We start from the raw sequence: 17,969 nt of genomic DNA on the forward strand, positions 1-17,969 counted from the left end.
TGAAAATTTGAACTATGCTGAATTCGACGATGCAGATTCGCCTTGCCACTCCGGCAGATGCACCGCGTCTGGCGGTCCTGGCAGTGCAGGTCTGGACGCATACCTATGCGAAGCAGGGGATTAATAATGAGATTGCCAGCTATGTCCTGGCGAACCTGACGCCCGCTTATTTTCTGCAATGTATGCAACAGGCCTCGCAGCAGTTGCTGGTGGTTGAACAGCAACAACATTTGTTGGCGCTGGCATTGGTGGATACGGATAGTCCATGCCCGACGTGTGCCGACAGCCACGTTGAATTGAAGACTTTATATGTGCAGGCACATTTTGCTGGCAATGGCCTTGGTACCGCATTATTGCAACGCGCAGTACAGCTGGCCGCGGCACAAGGCAGCCGCTTGTGGTTGAGTGTCAATGCCGAAAATAGTAAAGCGATGCAGTTTTATCAGAAACATCAATACCAACAATGTGGCGAGATCTATTTTGACTTAGGGCAGACCCGGCATAAAAACTGGATCATGTTACAAACACCAGGCACAGCATAAGAGCCAGCGCAGAGACGCGGAGCAATTCAGACATCGCCATGAAACATAAATTGTTACGAATTTTACATATCTGGTTTGGCATTGCTGAGTGCAATTTCGTGTAAATTCGGCGGGTTCATTTTTTGGAAGATTGGGTTCGTAGTGATGAAATATCGTCTGTCTGCATCTCGTTGCGGTGTCTGTGTTGTGCTCGGCTTCTCTGCATTCGTACTGAGTGCCTGCGGTGAAAAAAAGACTGAGCTGGGACAAGGTTCTTCGGAAGTCACTGGTGCTGCGGGCCCGGTTGGTGCAATGGGAGCAAACAAATCGCTGGTGAAGTGTGATACGCCTGTCGCCACGCTGGCGCTGGTGGAAAATCCGAATGGCTATACGCTGCAAAGCTCCTACAATTTGCCGACTTCACCTGTACCGCTGATTCGTTTGCTGGCGCAGCAAAGCGGATGTTTCCGCGTTGTTGATCGGGCGTCAGGTCTGAAGGCTGTGATACAAGAGCAGGATTTGCAGGCACAAGGCATCATTCGCAAGAACACGACGGTGCAAAAAGGCAAAGGCTATGAAGCGCAATACACCATGACGCCTAGCCTGACATTTTCTGAAAGCAAAGCCGGTGGCGTGCTCGGCGTCATTATGGGCATGGTTCCTTTCCTGAAAAACTATACCGGATATGCAGAAAAGGTCAGCTTTAAAGAGGCGCAGGTCGCACTATTGTTAACTGATAATGAGACAACCGAACAAATTGCGGCGTCGACAGGGGCTGCGAAGACGACTGATCTGGGCATCGGCGGACTCAGTTTTGGTGGCGGCATAGGTGGCTTAGGGGCTGGATGGAGCAATACCAACGAAGCCAAAGTGATTGTTGCCGCCTTTCTGGATGCACACAATAAACTGGTACCGCAGATCAGGCAGTTGCAGAGTAAAGAATTGCCACCGGCTGTACCGTTGAAAAAATAATATTTTTTTGCAGGTGGTAAAAATTTCGTATAAGGGTTCGCATAGCGAACCCTTTTTACGTTGTGGCGCGGCTGCATCGTGATTTTCCTGAAATGTACATTCGCGCAGACTCCGCTTACTGCTGAAATCAATTCGCCCATTCTGGCTTGAAGGTGCAAACGCAATACCGATTACGCGAACTGAACACGATTGTTGTGCGAAGCCGGAAACGCATTTTGTCATGCTTAACGTTGGTGCTATATGCCGTCGCAACAACATCGATACGACAATGTGAATTCTTGTTTCTAGATGCAAATAAGCAATAAAAAACTGCTATAACGACAAAGTAGTCACAGGGAATGTTGGTATCTGGTCAGAAAAATCGTTAATTTCAGGGAGTGGAAAATGAGCAGTTTTGTAAAGAAAATCATGCCGGTCGCCATGTTGGCAAGTGTTGCATTGTCGTCGGTTGCGTACGCGGCGGATCATGGGACGGAAGCGGAAGCGCAAGAGATGGTAAAAAAAGCGGTAGCGCTGGTGAAATCGGCTGGTCCGGAAAAAGCCTATAAAGCGTTCACTGAGCATCCCGATGCAACGTTTAACAATAAAGATCTGTATGTCTTCGTGTATGACTTTGAAGGCAACTGTCTGGCACAGGGTGCGAATGCCAAGATGGTTGGTAAAAATCTGTTGTCGATGAAAGACGTTGACGGCAATGCATTTATCAAAGGCATGATCGATACTGTCAAAGCTTCGTCAAAAGGCTGGTACGGTCCGTATAAATTCAATAATCCGGCGACCAAATCGTATGATCTGAAACGTTCGTATTGCGAACGTGGTGCGGGCGATACCGTCGTGTGTGTCGGCACTTACGTTTCCAAATAATCTGCTGCGGAAAGTGCCTGCTGTAAAACGCAGGTTCTGATCTGACAAAAGTAAAACGCTGTTCCGTGAAAGTTTGTTCCGGAGCAGCGTTTTACTTTCAGCGAAAGAAAAAAACGGCAGCTAAAGGCGCTAGAATGGTGCGGTTGATTACACATGTATGTATAAGCATAAGCACCCACGAGCACAATGTCCCAGTATAAAATTCCTGAATCTGTGTTGGTAGTGATTTACACCCCGGCACTCGATGTACTCTTAATTGAACGCGCTGACAAACCCGGTTTCTGGCAATCCGTCACTGGCTCAAAAGATACGCCGGACGAAGCCTTGCTTACCACTGCGATACGCGAAGTGGCTGAAGAAACCGGTATCGACGCCACCCAGTTTGCGCTGCGCGACTGGCAAATATCGAATGTGTATGAAATTTATCCGGTCTGGCGGCATCGCTATGCGCCGGGTGTGACACAGAACACGGAACACGTATTTGGCTTATGTGTCAGCCCGGACGTCACGGTGCGCCTGGCTCCGCGGGAACACGTGCAATATCAATGGTTACCTTGGCAAACCGCGGCGGACCGCTGTTTCTCAGCATCGAATGCAGAAGCAATATTGCTGCTGCCAGAATTTAATCAGAACTGACATCATGAAGCTACGCATTGCGACCTACAACATCCACAAAGGCGTCAGTGCTTTTGGCCGCCATGAGCGCATCCACAGCATTAAAGATGCGATTGCGGCGCTGGATGCCGATATGGTGTTTTTGCAGGAAGTGCAGGGGCAGCATGATATGCACGCCAGAAAACATCTCAGTTGGCCGCAAGAAGGTCAGCATGAATTTCTCGCTGGCGCATCGCATCATGTCGCGTATGGAATGAACGCAGTGTACGAACACGGGCATCACGGCAATGCCTTGCTCAGCCGTTTTCCGATTACCACTCAGGTGAATCATGATGTCTCGGATCACGCGTATGAACAACGCGGTATTTTGCATGCCGTGGTACGGGCAAATCAGGTCGATATACATTGTTTTGTGATTCATCTGGGCTTATTTGCCGCCAGCCGCCGGCGCCAGATTCAGGCGTTGATTGACACGATTCAAAGAGACACGCCGGCCGATGCGCCACTGATCATCGCGGGCGATTTCAATGACTGGAATCAACGCCTCAGTTCGGCTTTATATGAACAGCTGGGCGTGGTGGAAGCGTTTGATGTGGATGGTCAGCATGCTACTGATAAATTCCAGCGCAAAGGCCTGGCACATTTATTTTCGCAGTCTGCCTCCGCCCACGCCCGCACATTTCCGGCGGGCTTTCCGTGGCTTTGTCTGGATCGCGTGTATCTGCGCGGTTTTCACATTGCCGCAGCGAATGTGATGACCGGCGACCCGTGGCGCAAATTGTCAGATCATGTTCCCATCATGGCGCATCTTGAATTGCGCCAGCTTCGCTGATGGTTTGAGGCATGAAAAAGCTGCATTACATCGATGGTAATGATGTTCGGCTATTGCATTCTGGCGGCGAATATTTTTCTGTCTTGCTGGCGGCGATAGCGCAGGCACAACACGAAATCTGTCTGGAAACCTATATTTTTGCGAGCGACGTAACTGCAACGCGGGTGCGTGATGCGCTGATCGCGGCCGCGCAACGTGGCGTCGTGGTGCGCGTGGTGATCGACTGGCTGGGCAGCGGGCGTGATCAGGCTTTGCAACTGACTGCTTTGCTGGTGGCTGCCGGTGTTGAGTGTCGCTGCTTTAACCCGTGGTTCCGGCGCGGCTGGGCGCGTACCCACAGAAAAATTTGTGTGATCGACCGGCAGCGTGCGTTTCTGGGCGGTTTTAATATTATCAGCGACGATATTTCCGATGATGGCTGGGCGGATACCTTGCCGTTTCCACGCTGGGATTTTGCAGTCGCGATCAGCGGCCCGCTGGTCACGCATATTCATCTGGAAGCCGATGCCCAATGGCGGCGCACAGGCCGGCTCGATTTGCTGTCGCGTATAGGTCTGATGCGCGATTTGCGTACCGATGCAAAAGTCTCGCGCAGCCAGCTTCGGCACCTCAGCCGGGCGGCACTGGTGGTGCGCGATAATTTGCGTAACCGCGCCACCATACAAAAAGCTTATTTACATGCGCTGGGCAACGCCCACCATAGCGCGGTGCTGGTGACGCCTTATTTTGCGCCCGGCAGAAAATTCCGGCGCGCGCTGATTTCTGCAGCATCACGCGGCGTGAATGTAACGCTGTTGATCGGCGTGAATCAATTTGTGTTGCAAGACGCGGTTGCGCATTCTTACTATCCGAAGTTACTCAGCAAAGGCGTGCGTATTGTTGAATACAGAAAAACGCAACTGCATGCAAAAGTGGCGGTGATCGATCATGAATGGGCAACAGTCGGCTCCAGTAACTTTGATGCGCTGAGTCTGTTTGTTAATCATGAGGCCAATATCGTGATTCGCGACAAACATTTTAACCAGCGCCTGACGACCGAGTTGCAGCAAGGCATTGACGATGGCGTTGAGGTATTGCTGGAAGACTACGTCAGCCGTGCATGGTACCGACGTGCCTGGTATGGCACTGTGTATCTGCTGTATCGCGGTCTGATGCGCATTGTCACGCTGGGTAGTTACGGATGAGGCTGCACGGCGTTGATTTCACTTCGGCACCGACAAAACGCAAGGCGATTACGATCGCCAGCGGCGCGCTGCGATCTGGGGTTTTATGTCTCGATAGCTTGCAATCCATATCCGATTTTGCCGCGTTTGATGCGTGGTTAAAACATGACGGGCCGTGGCTGGCAGGCTTTGATCTGCCATTTTCTTTGCCACGCGAATTGCTGACGCATCTGCACTGGCCGCAGGAATGGCCAGCCCTGATGCGCCATTTGACGACCATCACGCGCGCAGAGATGCGGCTGCAATTCAAGGCTTTTTGCGATGCCCGTCCGGTCGGTGGTAAGTTCGCGCACCGGGCGACGGATATTCCGGCAGGCTCGTCGCCTTCGATGAAATGGGTCAATCCGCCAGTCGCTTATATGCTGCATGCGGGGGCTCCGCGCTTGCTGGCTGCCGGGGTCAGCATTCCCGGCATGGTTGCCGGTGATCCGCAACGCATTGCGCTGGAAGCTTATCCGGGCATGGTGGCGCGCAGTATTACCAGCGCTTCTTATAAGAGTGATGATAAAGCGAAGCAAACGCCGGAACGCCGCCTCGCGCGTGAACGCATCGTTTCTGCGCTGGAGCGGGGCGCTAGCCCTTGGCAGATTCGGCTGGATGCCGGACAGTTTCGCGATGCGCTGATCGACGATGGCAGCGCCGATCTGCTGGATGCCGTGCTCTGTCTGATGTTGGCTGCATGGGCGTGGCAAAGGCGTGAGCAGAATTATGGTTTGCCGGTATTTGATGCACTCGAAGGTTGGATCGTCGGTGCCTGAATCTGGTTTGGCTGAGGTCTGATTTGCGGCTGATTTGAGCCCAACGTCTGCCGACCTTGTATGACTATCCGGCGTCAGCATCGCAAAGTTGGTAATTCAGCGGTTTTTGATGCTAAATATACTCCCCCCTAGTATATTTTAAAGCCCTTTATTCTCAAGGAGATGAAGGTGTTTTTGATAAAAACAGGGGGGAGTATCTTTAATTTTCCTCTGCGACACCCGCATCGGTGGTGGCGCGTATGCCGCTGCTGATGAATTTCAGCAAATATGGCGCGGCGTTCAGATTCAGCTTGTCGGCGCGCGGGGTGGCTGCCAGACGCGGCAGACTGGTATCTACGACATGATGTAACAACGCCCCCAGCGTGAATTGATAACTCCAGCAAATGCTGTCGGCGCTGGCGTAGGGCAGCGCATCTCGCAGGGCAGCAATAAATTCTCTCGCCATCGGTTCGTAAAAATCTTGATATATCCTTTCGCTGGCCTCGTGCTGGTCGATCGCACCGCGCATGACCATGCGGCAGAAATACTTGCCTTCCGGGTGTTGATTCAGTTGCAGTGTTGGCAGAATGAATGCCGCGATGACGGCGTCGAGCATGGTGTCGTTGCTGGCCTGCTGGCGCGCGTGGCGTAATTTGTCGAGGCGCTCGGCCAGATAACTGCTGTGGTATTCAAAGATTGCGTGGTACAGCTCATTTTTGGCACCGAAGTAATACCCGACCAGCGCGACGGGAACAGCGGCTTCATGCGCAATGTCGCGAATCGACACGCCTTCATAGCTTTGCGCCGCAAAGCATTTTTCGGCAGCGATCAGAATGGCACGCTTTTTTCCGTTTAAATCATCAACTGAGCTCATCACAGATCCCAAGGTGCAAACGTCTATGCCAACAGTAAGGTGTCGTGAATTGTACGGTCGTGCGAATTCTTGTCTATGCGCGCCGCAACATAAGCAACGGAATCCGCCGCTGTTCCTGCGCTGGCAAGATAAATGCCTTGTATTTGCCGTCGCGCTGCAATACATTGCTTCAAAATAGAATGAACGTACGGATTTGGCAGCGGCACCTTTTCAGTCGCCAGTGACACCTGGCACAGGTCTGCCTGCCGTCAGCACAAAATGATAGACATGAGCGACAAGCACGAGAAAAACGACACGAACGGCACTATCCGCATCGATAAATGGCTATGGGCCGCGCGGTTTTTTAAAACCCGCAGCCTCGCCACGCATGCCGTCGAGCTGGGGCGGGTTTTGCAGAACGAACAGCGCATCAAACCAGCACATAGTGTGAAAGCCGGTGATCTGCTCGAAATCGAGCATGGCGAACAAACCTGGCAGGTCGAAGTGCGGCGCGTTTCTGATGTGCGTGGACCAGCTGCGGTCGCGCAAACGATGTATGAAGAAACGGCAGAGAGTCTGGCGAAGCGCAGCAAAGCAGCGGAGGACAGAAAATACTTCCGCGAACCTGCCGCCCAATTGCAGGGGCGGCCGACCAAACGTGACCGGCGGCAAATCGATTTCACCCGCGGTTAATTTGAAGAAAAGCTCTATTGCGGCGCGCCGGAGCAAGCGGGACAGCAATCTTGTGGTGGTAGGAATTTCAGAGGGAAATACGGCAAAAAAGGAGTAAAAAAACGGCAGTCGTCAGGCTGGTAAAACAAGTAGATACTCTCCTCTAAAGACGGAAACGGGTTTGACTTTTAATGCGCTCTGCTTAATAGTACGAGCGTTCGATTAATTCACTGGTTTACATGTTTTATGTAAGCAAGAAGCATTTCAATAAAAACAATGTAATATGAATATGACATCGAAATTCATGCGTAAGGGAGAATTGACTCGCGCCGCCATTCTGGATGTTGCACTGGACGCCGCCAGTCGTGATGGCATCGAAGGTCTGACGATAGGTTTGCTGGCCGACAAGATGAACATGAGCAAGTCCGGCGTTTTTGCTCATTTCGGTTCGCGCGAGGATTTGCAGATAGAAGTGCTGAAGCTGTATCACCATCACTTTGAGCAGGAAGTGTTCTACCCGAGCATGAAAGAAGAACGTGGCTTGCCGCGTTTGCAGTCGATGTTTGCATTGTGGATTAAACGCGTGACGGTTGAAATTGCCTCTGGTTGTATTTATATCAGTGGTGCCGCCGAATACGATGATCGTCAGGGACCTATCCGTGATGAACTGGTCGGCATGGTGAAAGCCTGGCAAGGCGCATTGCACCGCGCAGCAAGTCAGGCGATCCAGCTTGGTCATCTGAATGCCAATGTGGATGCCGATCAGATCGTGTATGAAATGTATGGCCTGATACTCGCACTGCACCATGATGCGCGTTTCTTGCGCAAACCGGGAAGTGTGGATAGAGCACAGGTCGGATTTGAACGAATGATCGAATATTACGCGCCAGCCGCTTCAAAAGTCTGAGGCTGCTGTCGCTGTTGTTGCAAGCCAAATTTTGTTTCTCAATCTAATGTACTAACTTTGCCGTCAGGAGAAAATCATGGGTCAATATATCGCTCCATTGCGTGATATGCAGTTCGTGTTGCACGAATTATTGAATGTTGAATCTGAACTCAAGCAACTGCCTAAGCATGCTGAAGTCGATGCCGACATCATCAATCAGATTCTGGAAGAAGGCGGCAAATTCAGTTCTGAAGTTATCTTCCCGCTGAACCATTCCGGTGACCGCGAAGGCTGCCACCACGACAAAACCAACCACACCGTCACGACACCAAAAGGCTTTAAAGAAGCTTATAAACAGTACGTGGAAGCTGGTTGGCCAGCATTGTCCTGCGATCCTGAATTCGGTGGTCAGGGCTTGCCTGTTGTCATCAACAATTCTTTCTATGAAATGATGAATTCTGCGAACCAGGCCTGGACGATGTACCCAGGCTTGTCGCACGGTGCTTACGAATGTATCCATGAACATGGCACACCAGAACAGCAAGCGTTGTATCTGCCTAAGCTGGTTTCCGGTGAATGGACAGGTACTATGTGTCTGACCGAGCCACATTGCGGTACCGATCTGGGCTTGCTGCGTTCTAAAGCTGAACCGCAGGCAGATGGCTCTTACAAAATCACAGGCGCAAAAATCTTTATTTCTGCCGGTGAACATGATGTTGCCGAAAATATCGTTCACCTGGTGCTGGCACGTTTGCCGGATGCACCGGAAGGTTCGAAAGGTATTTCCCTGTTCATCGTACCGAAGTTCTTGCCAAATGCAGACAGCACACTGGGCGCGCGCAACCCGATTTTCTGCGGCGCGATCGAAGAAAAAATGGGTATCCATGCTAACTCCACTTGCCAGATGAATCTGGACGGTGCAACCGGCTGGCTGATCGGTGGCCCGCACAAAGGTCTGAATGCGATGTTCGTATTCATGAACGCTGCGCGTCTGGGCGTTGGTATGCAAGGTCTGGGTCTGACTGAAGTCGCGTATCAAAACGCGCTGGTCTATGCCAAAGACCGTATCCAGATGCGTAGCCTGTCTGGCGTGAAAGCACCGGACAAAGCCGCTGATCCGATTATCGTTCACGCTGACGTGCGTCGTATGTTGTTCACAGCGAAAGCCTATGCAGAAGCTGGCCGTGCATTCAGCTCCTACGTTGCCTTGCAACTGGATAAAGAACTGAATCACCCTGACGAACAAGTGCGTAAAGACTGTGCTGATGAAGTTGCGTTGCTGACACCGGTCATCAAAGCCTTCATGACAGATAACGCATGGACTGCGACCTCCGAATGTCTGCAAGTTTACGGCGGCCACGGTTTCATCGCTGAATGGGGCATGGAACAATACGTGCGTGATGCCCGTATCAACATGATTTACGAAGGCACAAACACTGTTCAGTCTCTCGATTTGCTGGGTCGTAAAATCCTGATGGACAATGGCGCGAAACTGCGTAAATTCGGCGCGAAAGTACAGGCATTTGTTGAAGCGAATGGTACCGACGAAGCGATGGCAGAGTTCATCACTCCATTGGCTGAAATCGGCGACAAAGTGACCAAGCTGACGATGGAAATCGGCATGAAAGCTTTCCAGAACCCAGATGAAGTCGGCGCTGCTGCTGTGCCTTACCTGCGTGTGGTCGGCCATCTGGTCTACAGCTATTTCTTCGCACAAATGGCAAAAATTGCGCTGGCAAAACAAGATTCCGGCGATACCTTCTACAAAGCGAAACTGGCCACTGCACGTTTCTACTTTGCCCGTCTGTATCCTGAAACAGCGATGCTGATCCGTCAGGCACGTTCCGGCTCCGCTAATTTGTTGTCTCTCGAAGCAGATCTGTTCTGATGCAAAACGCTCTCCCGTTAAACGGAGAGCGTTATTGGTAGCGGATGAAATGATGTCATCAGATTGAAGCTCTTCAGTAGCAGAATACCCACCGGAGTTGCTTCATCTGTCACCCGTTCCCACCCTCTCGCTAAGAGGGGTCATCTGAAAAAATTGCTTTTCGTTGTTTTACGAATTTAACCGAGGTTAAAAATGACCAATTTCATCGTTAAAAAAGTCGCTGTTCTCGGCGCTGGCGTTATGGGTGCGCAAATTGCTGCACATTGCGTCAATGCAAAAGTACCTGTCGTACTGTTTGATCTGCCTGCCAAAGAAGGCCCGAAAAACGGCATCGTTCTGCGCGCGATCGATAACCTGAAAAAACTCAATCCTGCACCGTTTGGCAATAAAGACGACGCTGCGCTGATCGAAGTCGCTAACTACGAAGACAATCTCGACGTACTCGCTGGCTGCGATCTGATCATCGAAGCGATTGCTGAACGTATGGACTGGAAACATGATCTGTACAAAAAAGTTGCGCCACACATTGCGCCAACAGCGATCTTCGCTTCGAATACTTCCGGCCTGTCGATCACTGCTTTGTCCGAAGGCTTTGATGCAGAACTGAAAGCGCGTTTCTGCGGTGTACACTTCTTCAACCCACCACGTTACATGCATCTGGTGGAACTGATCCCTACCGTGGCTACCCGTCCTGAAATCATCGACCAGCTCGAAGGCTTCCTGACGACAACGCTTGGTAAAGGCGTCGTTCGTGCGAAAGACACACCGAACTTCATCGCTAACCGCGTTGGTATTTTCGGTATGCTGGCAACGATTTATGAAGCAGAAAAATTTGGTCTGACGGTTGACGTTGTTGATGATCTGACCGGTAAAAAACTCGGTCGTGCATCGTCCGGTACTTTCCGTACTGCTGACGTGGTTGGTCTCGATACCATGGGTCACGTGATCAAGACCATGCAGGACAACCTGACTGATGATCCTTTCTTCGCAGTCTACAAAACACCGGAAGTATTGGCGAAGCTGGTCGCAGCCGGTGCGCTCGGTTCCAAAACCGGTGCTGGCTTTTACAAAAAAGTCGGTAAAGACATTCAGCGTCTGGACTTCGCGACAGCACAATACGTAACTGGCGGCGCGAAAGCGGATGACGTTGTTGCCCGCATGCTGAAAGAAAAAGATCCGGTCAAGAAAATGAAGACTCTGCGTGAATCGACCAATGTACAGGCACAGTTTCTGTGGGCGATTTTCCGCGATGCTTTCCACTACATCGCTGTGCATGGCGCAACGATTGCCGACAATGCACGCGATATCGACTTCGCAATGCGCTGGGGTTTCGGCTGGCAGGTAGGTCCGTTTGAAACGTGGCAGGCGTCAGGCTGGCAGGAAGTGGCTGGCTGGGTCAAGGAAGATATCGATGCTGGTAAAGCATTGTGTAACGCGCCGTTGCCAGCGTGGGTATTCGATGGCCGCACTGGTGTGCATACAGCCGAAGGCTCATGGTCGCCAGCAAGCAGCACTTATGTACCGCGTTCCAAACTGGCGGTGTATGACCGTCAGGCATTCCGCGCACCTGTGCTCGGCACTGGCGCTGCGACTGGCGCAACAGCAGGTACGACATTCTTCGAAGATGACTCTGTCCGTATCTGGCATCAGAATGATGATGTACTGATCCTGTCCATGAAAACCAAGATGCACGTGATTGGCCCAGGCGTCATCGAAGGCATGGAAAAAGCGATTGCTGAAGCCGAGAAAAACTTCAAAGGTCTGGTGATCTGGAGTGCCGATGCTGCTGATGGCGGCGCATTCTCTGCGGGCGCTGACTTGCAAGCGATGCTGCCGTTGTTCATGTCCGGTGGTGTCAAGGCAATTGAGCCTGCGATTTCTCGTCTGCAAAATGCGCATCAGGCATTGAAATACGCGAACATTCCTGTGGTGGCAGCCGTTTCCGGTCTGGCACTTGGCGGTGGTTGTGAATTGATGATGCATGCAGCAAAACGCGTGGCGTCGATCGAATCCTACATCGGTCTGGTGGAAGTCGGTGTTGGTCTGGTTCCTGGTGGTGGTGGCTTGAAAGAAGCCGCAGTACGTGCAGCGGCGGATGCGAAAGGCACAGACTTGCTGCAATTCCTGAAAAACTACTTCACCAATGCAGCGACTGCGGCAGTATCCAAATCAGCGCTGGAAGCGAAGAAAATGGGTTACCTGTCTGACAGCGATGTCGTCGTGTTCAACCCTTATGAACTGCTGCATGTAGCGAAGGTAGAAGCACGTGCGATGTTTGATGCGGGTTATCGCGCTCCGATGAGAAAACTGGTGCCGGTCACGGGTCGTCATGGCATCGCAACAATCGGCGCACAACTCATCAATATGCGTGACGGTGGCTTTATCTCTGCGCATGACTTCAAACTCGGCAGAATGATTGCAGAAGTGGTTTGCGGTGGCGATATCGATAATGGCAGTCTGGTCAGCGAACAATGGTTGCTCGACATGGAACGTAAGGCGTTTATGGAATTGCTGAATCATCCAAAAACACAGGAACGTATCATGGGCATGATGCAAACTGGCAAACCAGTACGTAACTAATCGGAGTACATAACATGACTAAACAACTTCAAGACGCATACATCGTCTCTGCTACACGTACTCCGATCGGCAAATCCGGTCGCGGTATGTTCCGTAACACCCGTCCTGATGATCTGCTGGTGCGCGTATTGCAATCGGCAGTGGCACAGGTACCTAATCTCGATCCTAAACTGATTGAAGACGCGATTGTCGGCTGCTCATTTCCAGAAGGTGCTCAGGGCTTGAATCTGGCGCGTATGGGTGTGTTGCTGGCAGGTTTGCCTAACACTATCGGTGGCGTGACGATCAACCGTTACTGCGCATCCGGTATTACAGCCGTGGCAATGGCGGCTGACCGCATCCGCGTTGGTCAGGCCGATGTGATGATTGCTGCCGGTGTCGAATCGATGTCTATGGTTCCGATGATGGGTAGTAATCCATCCATGAATATGGCGATTCTGAAAGATGAAAATGCCGGTATCGCTTACGGTATGGGTCTGACAGCAGAAAAAGTTGCAGCACAATGGAAAGTATCGCGCGAAGCGCAAGATGCCTTTGCTTTGCAATCGCATCAACGTGCAATCGCTGCGCAAAACGCAGGCTACTTCGATGCAGAAACCACTTCTGTGGATATCATCGACCGTGTGCCGAATCTGGCGACTGGTGAAATCGAACTGAAAACCCGTACCGTGACACGCGACGAAGGTGCGCGTCCTGATACATCGCTGGAAGGTCTGGCAAAACTGAAAGCCGTGTTCGCCGCCAAAGGCAGCGTTACTGCCGGTAACAGCTCCCAGACTTCCGACGGCGCAGGTGCTTTGCTGATCGTCAGCGAAAAAATTCTGAAGCAGTTCAATCTGACTCCACTGGCACGTTTCGCATCCTTCGCAGTACGTGGTGTTCCACCGGAAATCATGGGTATCGGTCCTAAAGAAGCGATCCCGGCTGCTTGCCGCGCTGCTGGTATCACGCAAGATCAGATCGACTGGTTTGAACTGAACGAAGCGTTTGCTGCACAATCGCTGGCAGTGGTGCAAGACCTCGGTCTCGACCCGGCGAAAGTGAATCCTATGGGTGGCGCGATTGCCTTGGGTCATCCACTCGGTGCAACCGGCGCAATCCGTTCCGCAACCACCATCCATGCCTTGCATCGTAACAACCTGAAATACGGTATGGTGACGATGTGTGTTGGTACTGGTATGGGTGCTGCGGGTATCTTCGAGCGTATGTAAGCGTTAAGCCTGGCCAAAATTAAAACGCGCAGAAGAGTTTTTCTGCGCGTTTTTTTTAAAGGTAAATGAAACGATCTGAAATCCACTCTCTGGATGACGAAAAACTTCATATCTGTTGGCAGCAAGCTTTACAATTACTGATCATGACACCCCACAAAAATAATCGATTTGAAGAGACAAAATAATGGATATCCTGACGCATAAAGAAAATGGCATTCTGACGATTAGCTTCAATCGGCCTGAAAAGAAAAACGCGATTACCGCCGCAATGTATCAGGCGATGGCTGACGCGCTGCGCGATGCTGATGGCGACAATGCCGTGCGAGCGATCCTGATTACCGGCAAACCAGAAATTTTCACTGCCGGTAATGATCTTGAAGATTTCATGAAAAATGCATCTTCACTGGCTTCAGCAGAGGCGCTGCCTCCGGTCTATCAGTTTATGCAGGCATTGAATGAATCTTCGAAGCCGGTAATTGCAGCTGTTTCTGGCGCGGCAGTCGGTATCGGTACGACCTTGCTGATGCATTGTGATCTGATTTATCTCGCCGATAATGCGAAGCTGTCCATGCCATTCACGCAGTTGGGTTTATGCCCGGAATTCGCTTCCAGTATGATTTTCCAGAAAATCGTCGGCTATCAGCGTGCCGCTGAAAAATTGATGTTGGGTGAACCGTTTAGCGCGCAGGAAGCGCTGGAGATGGGCTTTGTCAACAAAGTATTACCGCTGGACGAGTTGTTACCGTATGCGCAGCAAGTCGCTGCAAAAATTGTGGCTTTACCTGCGGCGTCGATACGCGTTACTAAACGTCTGATGAAAGCAAATCAGCCTGCCGAAGTGAGTGCAAAAATGCTGGAAGAAAATAAGCATTTTGCTGCGATGCTGCATGGCCCAGAAGCCAAAGAAGCATTCATGGCATTTTTTCAGAAACGCAAACCGGATTTCAGTCAGTTCAACTGATAGCAGAATCAATTGTTTATCTGGCGTAAAGTGTCACGAAAGCTGAGATTTTTGTCAAAGTAGTTGAACTTGTTAAAATGAAACGGCAGCTTTATTGCTGCCGTTTTGCTTCACCAGCAGACGTTGACAGGTCATCGAATTAGTTTCGCACCAGGTCATAAATGATAAATTGCGCAAAGCGCTCGTTCTGGCAATTCTTTTTGCTGTGGGCGACCTGGCTAGACTTAATATTAAATTGCACTAGAGATTCAAGGAAAGGTGATACCGTAATGAAATTTGTAATGCGCTTGTTGGGTAGTTTGCTGTTTTGTCTCCCATTGCACGCCCAAGTAAGTCAGGGGCATGAACTTGCACCGGATGCACTCGAAAGATGTTTCCAATTGCAGAACGCTACCGCTGTTAACGCGCCTATTGGAACGATCGCACGGACACGTTCACTAAACCTAAGTGCGCAGAAGCCACGCGACGACATTTACGAAGTGCGGATGATTTCTAGTCTTTCGAATGGACAATTGATATTTTTAGGCGGGCCACACGTTACATCGCCGGATCGCAGTCTTTTCAACTTAATCGAAAGCACCTTCGATAAAGAAAAGCCCAGCGAGTCATACATAGAGGTAAATGACGTGTCCTACTTGCGCAAGTTGCCGGAAGAAAAGGAGTCCGTCATAGCAACTCGCGGCGAGCCGAGCTACCTCGGATTTATAGCGAGGGAGCGCAACGTTACCGTACTTCCTTTGGAACCTCGCGATATTGATCTTTATGTAAATCTACGCAAGTACTTTTCCGCGGATCAGATCATACTCACATTGGTTCTACGCGAGGCTCAGCTCGTAAGAGATCGACACAGGGCCTCAGGCGAGAGACTCGAGGATGCGACGTTCGAAAAGCTTAGGATGTGGAATCAAATCGCCAGGGAATTGGACGATGTCGTCTCAATTAAAAACATTTTCGACCTAACTGTCGCAGTTAGAAAGATTTGGCCTGACTTCGATTGGCGTCAAACGCCCGCGACTTGGTTTAATCCCTTGCTATCATCGGAAGACACTGGCGGTCGATTTACGAACGAAATCATAAGACGTGAGAAGACATTCAGAGATTTTCACTATGCGCAACTACTTTTGTCGAAAGTATCTGAAGGGAGGACAGTGATAGCACTTGCTGGCCGCAACCATGCTTATTCAATCGCTTCGGGATATAAATGTCTACTTAATTCTGACAAGTAGTTGTGTTTTCAAGGGTTGGGCCAAGTGGTGTCGTCTACAGTCAATAGAAATTCGAACCGTGGTCATTGTCGTCTTCGTCGTCACCTTGAGAGCGCTACAACATGCAGCCAGACGTCGCGTCCATTCCTATGTGATTCAAGCAAATTCAATTTGCAAAGCGAGTCTCGGAATTGGACGAGGCGACGAACTCAGTTTGAATCTATATTAAGCAACTACTGATACGCACTGGGTAACAAATTATTATTCGGTGATACAGACCTAATCGTAAGTTGGCTGATCGGCGCGCCAAAGAAGAGCGTTGACGCAAATGTCCGCTTTGTGGCGAAGACTGAAATCGGCCAATAACGGTCATTCGACCATGCTCTCAATTGGATGTTATATCATTAACTTTATATAATGATGTATCTGGCCTCTCCTTCAAACCTGACTAGCGAAGTAACGCATGAAATTCATCTGGGCATTCTTATTGTTTGTAACATCTTCATCGTCATTTGCTTTTGTTAGCTATGAAAGTAAATGGATTCCAAAGAAGTCATACGTACTTAATACCGCAGATAAAGATGTTCTAATTGTCGCGAAAAGCTGGGCGTCAAGTCATTACAACGTCAATAAAGAAAAATACGATTTTGAATATTCCGTACGGAAATTAGACGCCGGTTTTAGGTTGGAAATAACTCCACTGCACATAGGGCTAGACGGTAAATATCTTTATATGATTGATGGCGAAATGTGCCTTGACCTCAATCGAGGACGAAAGGTAGTTCTGGTCTATCAATGCTCCTTTCCGCCATTAGAAGCTTTACAAAGGCACTAGTCGGCCAGAAGCGGACGCTCAAATTTTTATGAGGTTTAAAATGCAAATCGCTACTATTTTGATTCTTGTTGGTACTGTTATTGCGAGCGCAGCCTTCGCTTGGCGTAAGCAGTGGGTCTTGTCGTTGGCTTGGTTCTTCTCACTAGCCTACACAGTTTTCGACAAGGTATTTCCGTTTGTCTTACCTGAGCATTTGGTGACCGCATTCCCATTAGGATTTCTGGCATTAGTTTTAATTAGTTGTTGGCAGAATTTTTCTCGCAAAAAAGGTGCCTAGCGGCCAGAAGCGGTCCTTCGCATATTGAGAGAATTACGATGACACCTGAGCGTGAGAATGAATACAAAGAGTTGCTAGCCTATGTGGGGATCTTTTCAACAATTGTTTGGAAGGTTGGTCCTGACGCTGAGATTCATCTCGCCAAAACCATTGAGAAAATTGTCCAGAAATTTGGAAAATCAAAGGCGCTTATTGGGCTGCGCCAAGCCGCCAACGATACTATAGAAGAAACAAGTCATTGGAATTTGGAGTCGAAAGTGAGCCTAGATGAGGCGCTCAAGGCTTCTGGCGTCATCACCATTTCGGAAATTGCGCGTCGATATTCTTCGAGCTATAAACGCATTATTAAACGTGGCCATGTCCGTGACGATACCGAATACTATATCGTCAACGGCATTTTGGTTGACCAAGGAAATGCAATCTCGGACGAAGAGCGGGCACATCTGCAAAGGCTTATTGATGTGTATGAAGCCAAATGCTGATTCCAAATTCGGCCATTAGTAGACATTCGCCATAAAAATCGATGCCAAATTATTCCAAATTTGTCAGTCTTAAGAGCACCATTCGGCTTGCCGTGAACGTTATTGGAGCCCTTGCGTACCTACGCTACTCGATGCCACTTTGGGCACCAGATGAGCTAACCAACATCCCAGGCGTCGGTGCTGGCGACCCTATTATTTGGGGCCTTACCGCGTTTCCAATCCTTATTCTCTTTGCGCTTATGAATTTTTATTGGGCTGTCACAGGCAGCATCTCGTTTTACAAAACAAGGGAATGGAGATTAAACGTCACAGACTTGGTCGGCCCAGCAGTATGGGTAATTTCCGTAAATATTGA

Annotated in this window: 18 protein-coding genes; 17 read left to right on the forward strand and 1 reads right to left on the reverse strand. The window is 50.2% G+C overall.

Annotated elements, in window-relative coordinates; translation table 11 throughout:
• Positions 1-14: 14 nt before the first annotated feature.
• The 7 genes from KDM87_RS03170 (at position 15) to KDM87_RS03200 (ending at position 5,785) form a co-directional block, all read left to right on the forward strand.
• The gene (locus KDM87_RS03170; protein ID WP_212677701.1) at positions 15-542 is read left to right on the forward strand and encodes a GNAT family N-acetyltransferase; all 528 of its coding nucleotides are present in this window, start codon (positions 15-17) and stop codon (positions 540-542) included.
• A gap of 144 nt (positions 543-686) precedes the next feature.
• The gene (locus KDM87_RS03175) at positions 687-1,493 is read left to right on the forward strand and encodes a CsgG/HfaB family protein (protein ID WP_212677702.1); all 807 of its coding nucleotides are present in this window, start codon (positions 687-689) and stop codon (positions 1,491-1,493) included.
• A gap of 384 nt (positions 1,494-1,877) precedes the next feature.
• Positions 1,878-2,357, forward strand: a complete 480-nt coding sequence (locus KDM87_RS03180; protein WP_230407554.1) for a cache domain-containing protein — start codon at positions 1,878-1,880, stop codon at positions 2,355-2,357.
• 186 nt (positions 2,358-2,543) lie between these two features.
• The gene (gene nudB / locus KDM87_RS03185) at positions 2,544-2,993 is read left to right on the forward strand and encodes a dihydroneopterin triphosphate diphosphatase (RefSeq protein WP_212677703.1); all 450 of its coding nucleotides are present in this window, start codon (positions 2,544-2,546) and stop codon (positions 2,991-2,993) included.
• Between the two features lie 4 nt (positions 2,994-2,997).
• The gene (locus KDM87_RS03190) at positions 2,998-3,804 is read left to right on the forward strand and encodes an endonuclease/exonuclease/phosphatase family protein (protein ID WP_212677704.1); all 807 of its coding nucleotides are present in this window, start codon (positions 2,998-3,000) and stop codon (positions 3,802-3,804) included.
• Positions 3,805-3,815: 11 nt separating this feature from the next.
• Positions 3,816-4,988: a cardiolipin synthase ClsB gene (clsB, locus tag KDM87_RS03195; RefSeq protein WP_212677705.1), complete on the forward strand. Its 1,173-nt coding sequence runs from the start codon at positions 3,816-3,818 to the stop codon at positions 4,986-4,988.
• A complete protein-coding gene (locus KDM87_RS03200) occupies positions 4,985-5,785 on the forward strand; it encodes a DUF429 domain-containing protein (RefSeq protein WP_212677706.1) in 801 nt (266 codons plus the stop codon). The genes clsB and KDM87_RS03200 overlap by 4 nt, the downstream gene beginning before the upstream one ends.
• A gap of 199 nt (positions 5,786-5,984) precedes the next feature.
• On the opposite strand, the gene KDM87_RS03205 is transcribed toward KDM87_RS03200, so the two are convergent.
• Positions 5,985-6,638 (reverse strand): TetR/AcrR family transcriptional regulator, encoded by a 654-nt coding sequence (locus tag KDM87_RS03205; RefSeq protein ID WP_212677707.1) that lies wholly within the window; start codon positions 6,636-6,638, stop codon positions 5,985-5,987.
• Positions 6,639-6,905: 267 nt separating this feature from the next.
• On the opposite strand from KDM87_RS03205, the gene KDM87_RS03210 reads away from it, so the two are divergent.
• The 10 genes from KDM87_RS03210 to KDM87_RS03255 all read left to right on the forward strand — a co-directional run bounded on the left by KDM87_RS03210 (position 6,906) and on the right by KDM87_RS03255 (position 17,614).
• On the forward strand, positions 6,906-7,310 hold the full coding sequence (locus KDM87_RS03210; RefSeq protein WP_212677708.1) for an RNA-binding S4 domain-containing protein: 405 nt from the start codon (positions 6,906-6,908) through the stop codon (positions 7,308-7,310).
• Positions 7,311-7,593: 283 nt separating this feature from the next.
• Positions 7,594-8,196 (forward strand): TetR/AcrR family transcriptional regulator, encoded by a 603-nt coding sequence (locus tag KDM87_RS03215; RefSeq protein ID WP_186884960.1) that lies wholly within the window; start codon positions 7,594-7,596, stop codon positions 8,194-8,196.
• Between the two features lie 76 nt (positions 8,197-8,272).
• On the forward strand, positions 8,273-10,063 hold the full coding sequence (locus tag KDM87_RS03220) for an acyl-CoA dehydrogenase C-terminal domain-containing protein (RefSeq protein WP_186884762.1): 1,791 nt from the start codon (positions 8,273-8,275) through the stop codon (positions 10,061-10,063).
• A 192-nt stretch (positions 10,064-10,255) separates the two neighbouring features.
• Positions 10,256-12,643 (forward strand): 3-hydroxyacyl-CoA dehydrogenase/enoyl-CoA hydratase family protein, encoded by a 2,388-nt coding sequence (locus tag KDM87_RS03225; protein ID WP_212677709.1) that lies wholly within the window; start codon positions 10,256-10,258, stop codon positions 12,641-12,643.
• A gap of 14 nt (positions 12,644-12,657) precedes the next feature.
• Entirely contained in the window at positions 12,658-13,854 is a 1,197-nt protein-coding gene (locus KDM87_RS03230; RefSeq protein ID WP_190477304.1) for an acetyl-CoA C-acyltransferase, read from the forward strand.
• 184 nt (positions 13,855-14,038) lie between these two features.
• The gene (locus KDM87_RS03235; RefSeq protein WP_212677710.1) at positions 14,039-14,815 is read left to right on the forward strand and encodes an enoyl-CoA hydratase; all 777 of its coding nucleotides are present in this window, start codon (positions 14,039-14,041) and stop codon (positions 14,813-14,815) included.
• Positions 14,816-15,084: 269 nt separating this feature from the next.
• A complete protein-coding gene (locus KDM87_RS03240; protein WP_212677711.1) occupies positions 15,085-16,041 on the forward strand; it encodes a hypothetical protein in 957 nt (318 codons plus the stop codon).
• 442 nt (positions 16,042-16,483) lie between these two features.
• Positions 16,484-16,855: a hypothetical protein gene (locus KDM87_RS03245; protein ID WP_212677712.1), complete on the forward strand. Its 372-nt coding sequence runs from the start codon at positions 16,484-16,486 to the stop codon at positions 16,853-16,855.
• Between the two features lie 40 nt (positions 16,856-16,895).
• Positions 16,896-17,132 carry a hypothetical protein gene (locus KDM87_RS03250; protein WP_212677713.1) on the forward strand — a complete coding sequence of 79 codons (237 nt, stop codon included), beginning with the start codon at positions 16,896-16,898 and terminating at the stop codon, positions 17,130-17,132.
• 38 nt (positions 17,133-17,170) lie between these two features.
• A complete protein-coding gene (locus KDM87_RS03255; protein WP_212677714.1) occupies positions 17,171-17,614 on the forward strand; it encodes a hypothetical protein in 444 nt (147 codons plus the stop codon).
• Positions 17,615-17,969 lie beyond the last annotated feature (355 nt).

Origin of the sequence: Cognatundibacterium rivi, from assembly GCF_018139565.1 — a bacterium.
GTDB classification, from domain to species: Bacteria; Pseudomonadota; Gammaproteobacteria; order Burkholderiales; family Burkholderiaceae_D; genus Undibacterium; species Undibacterium rivi.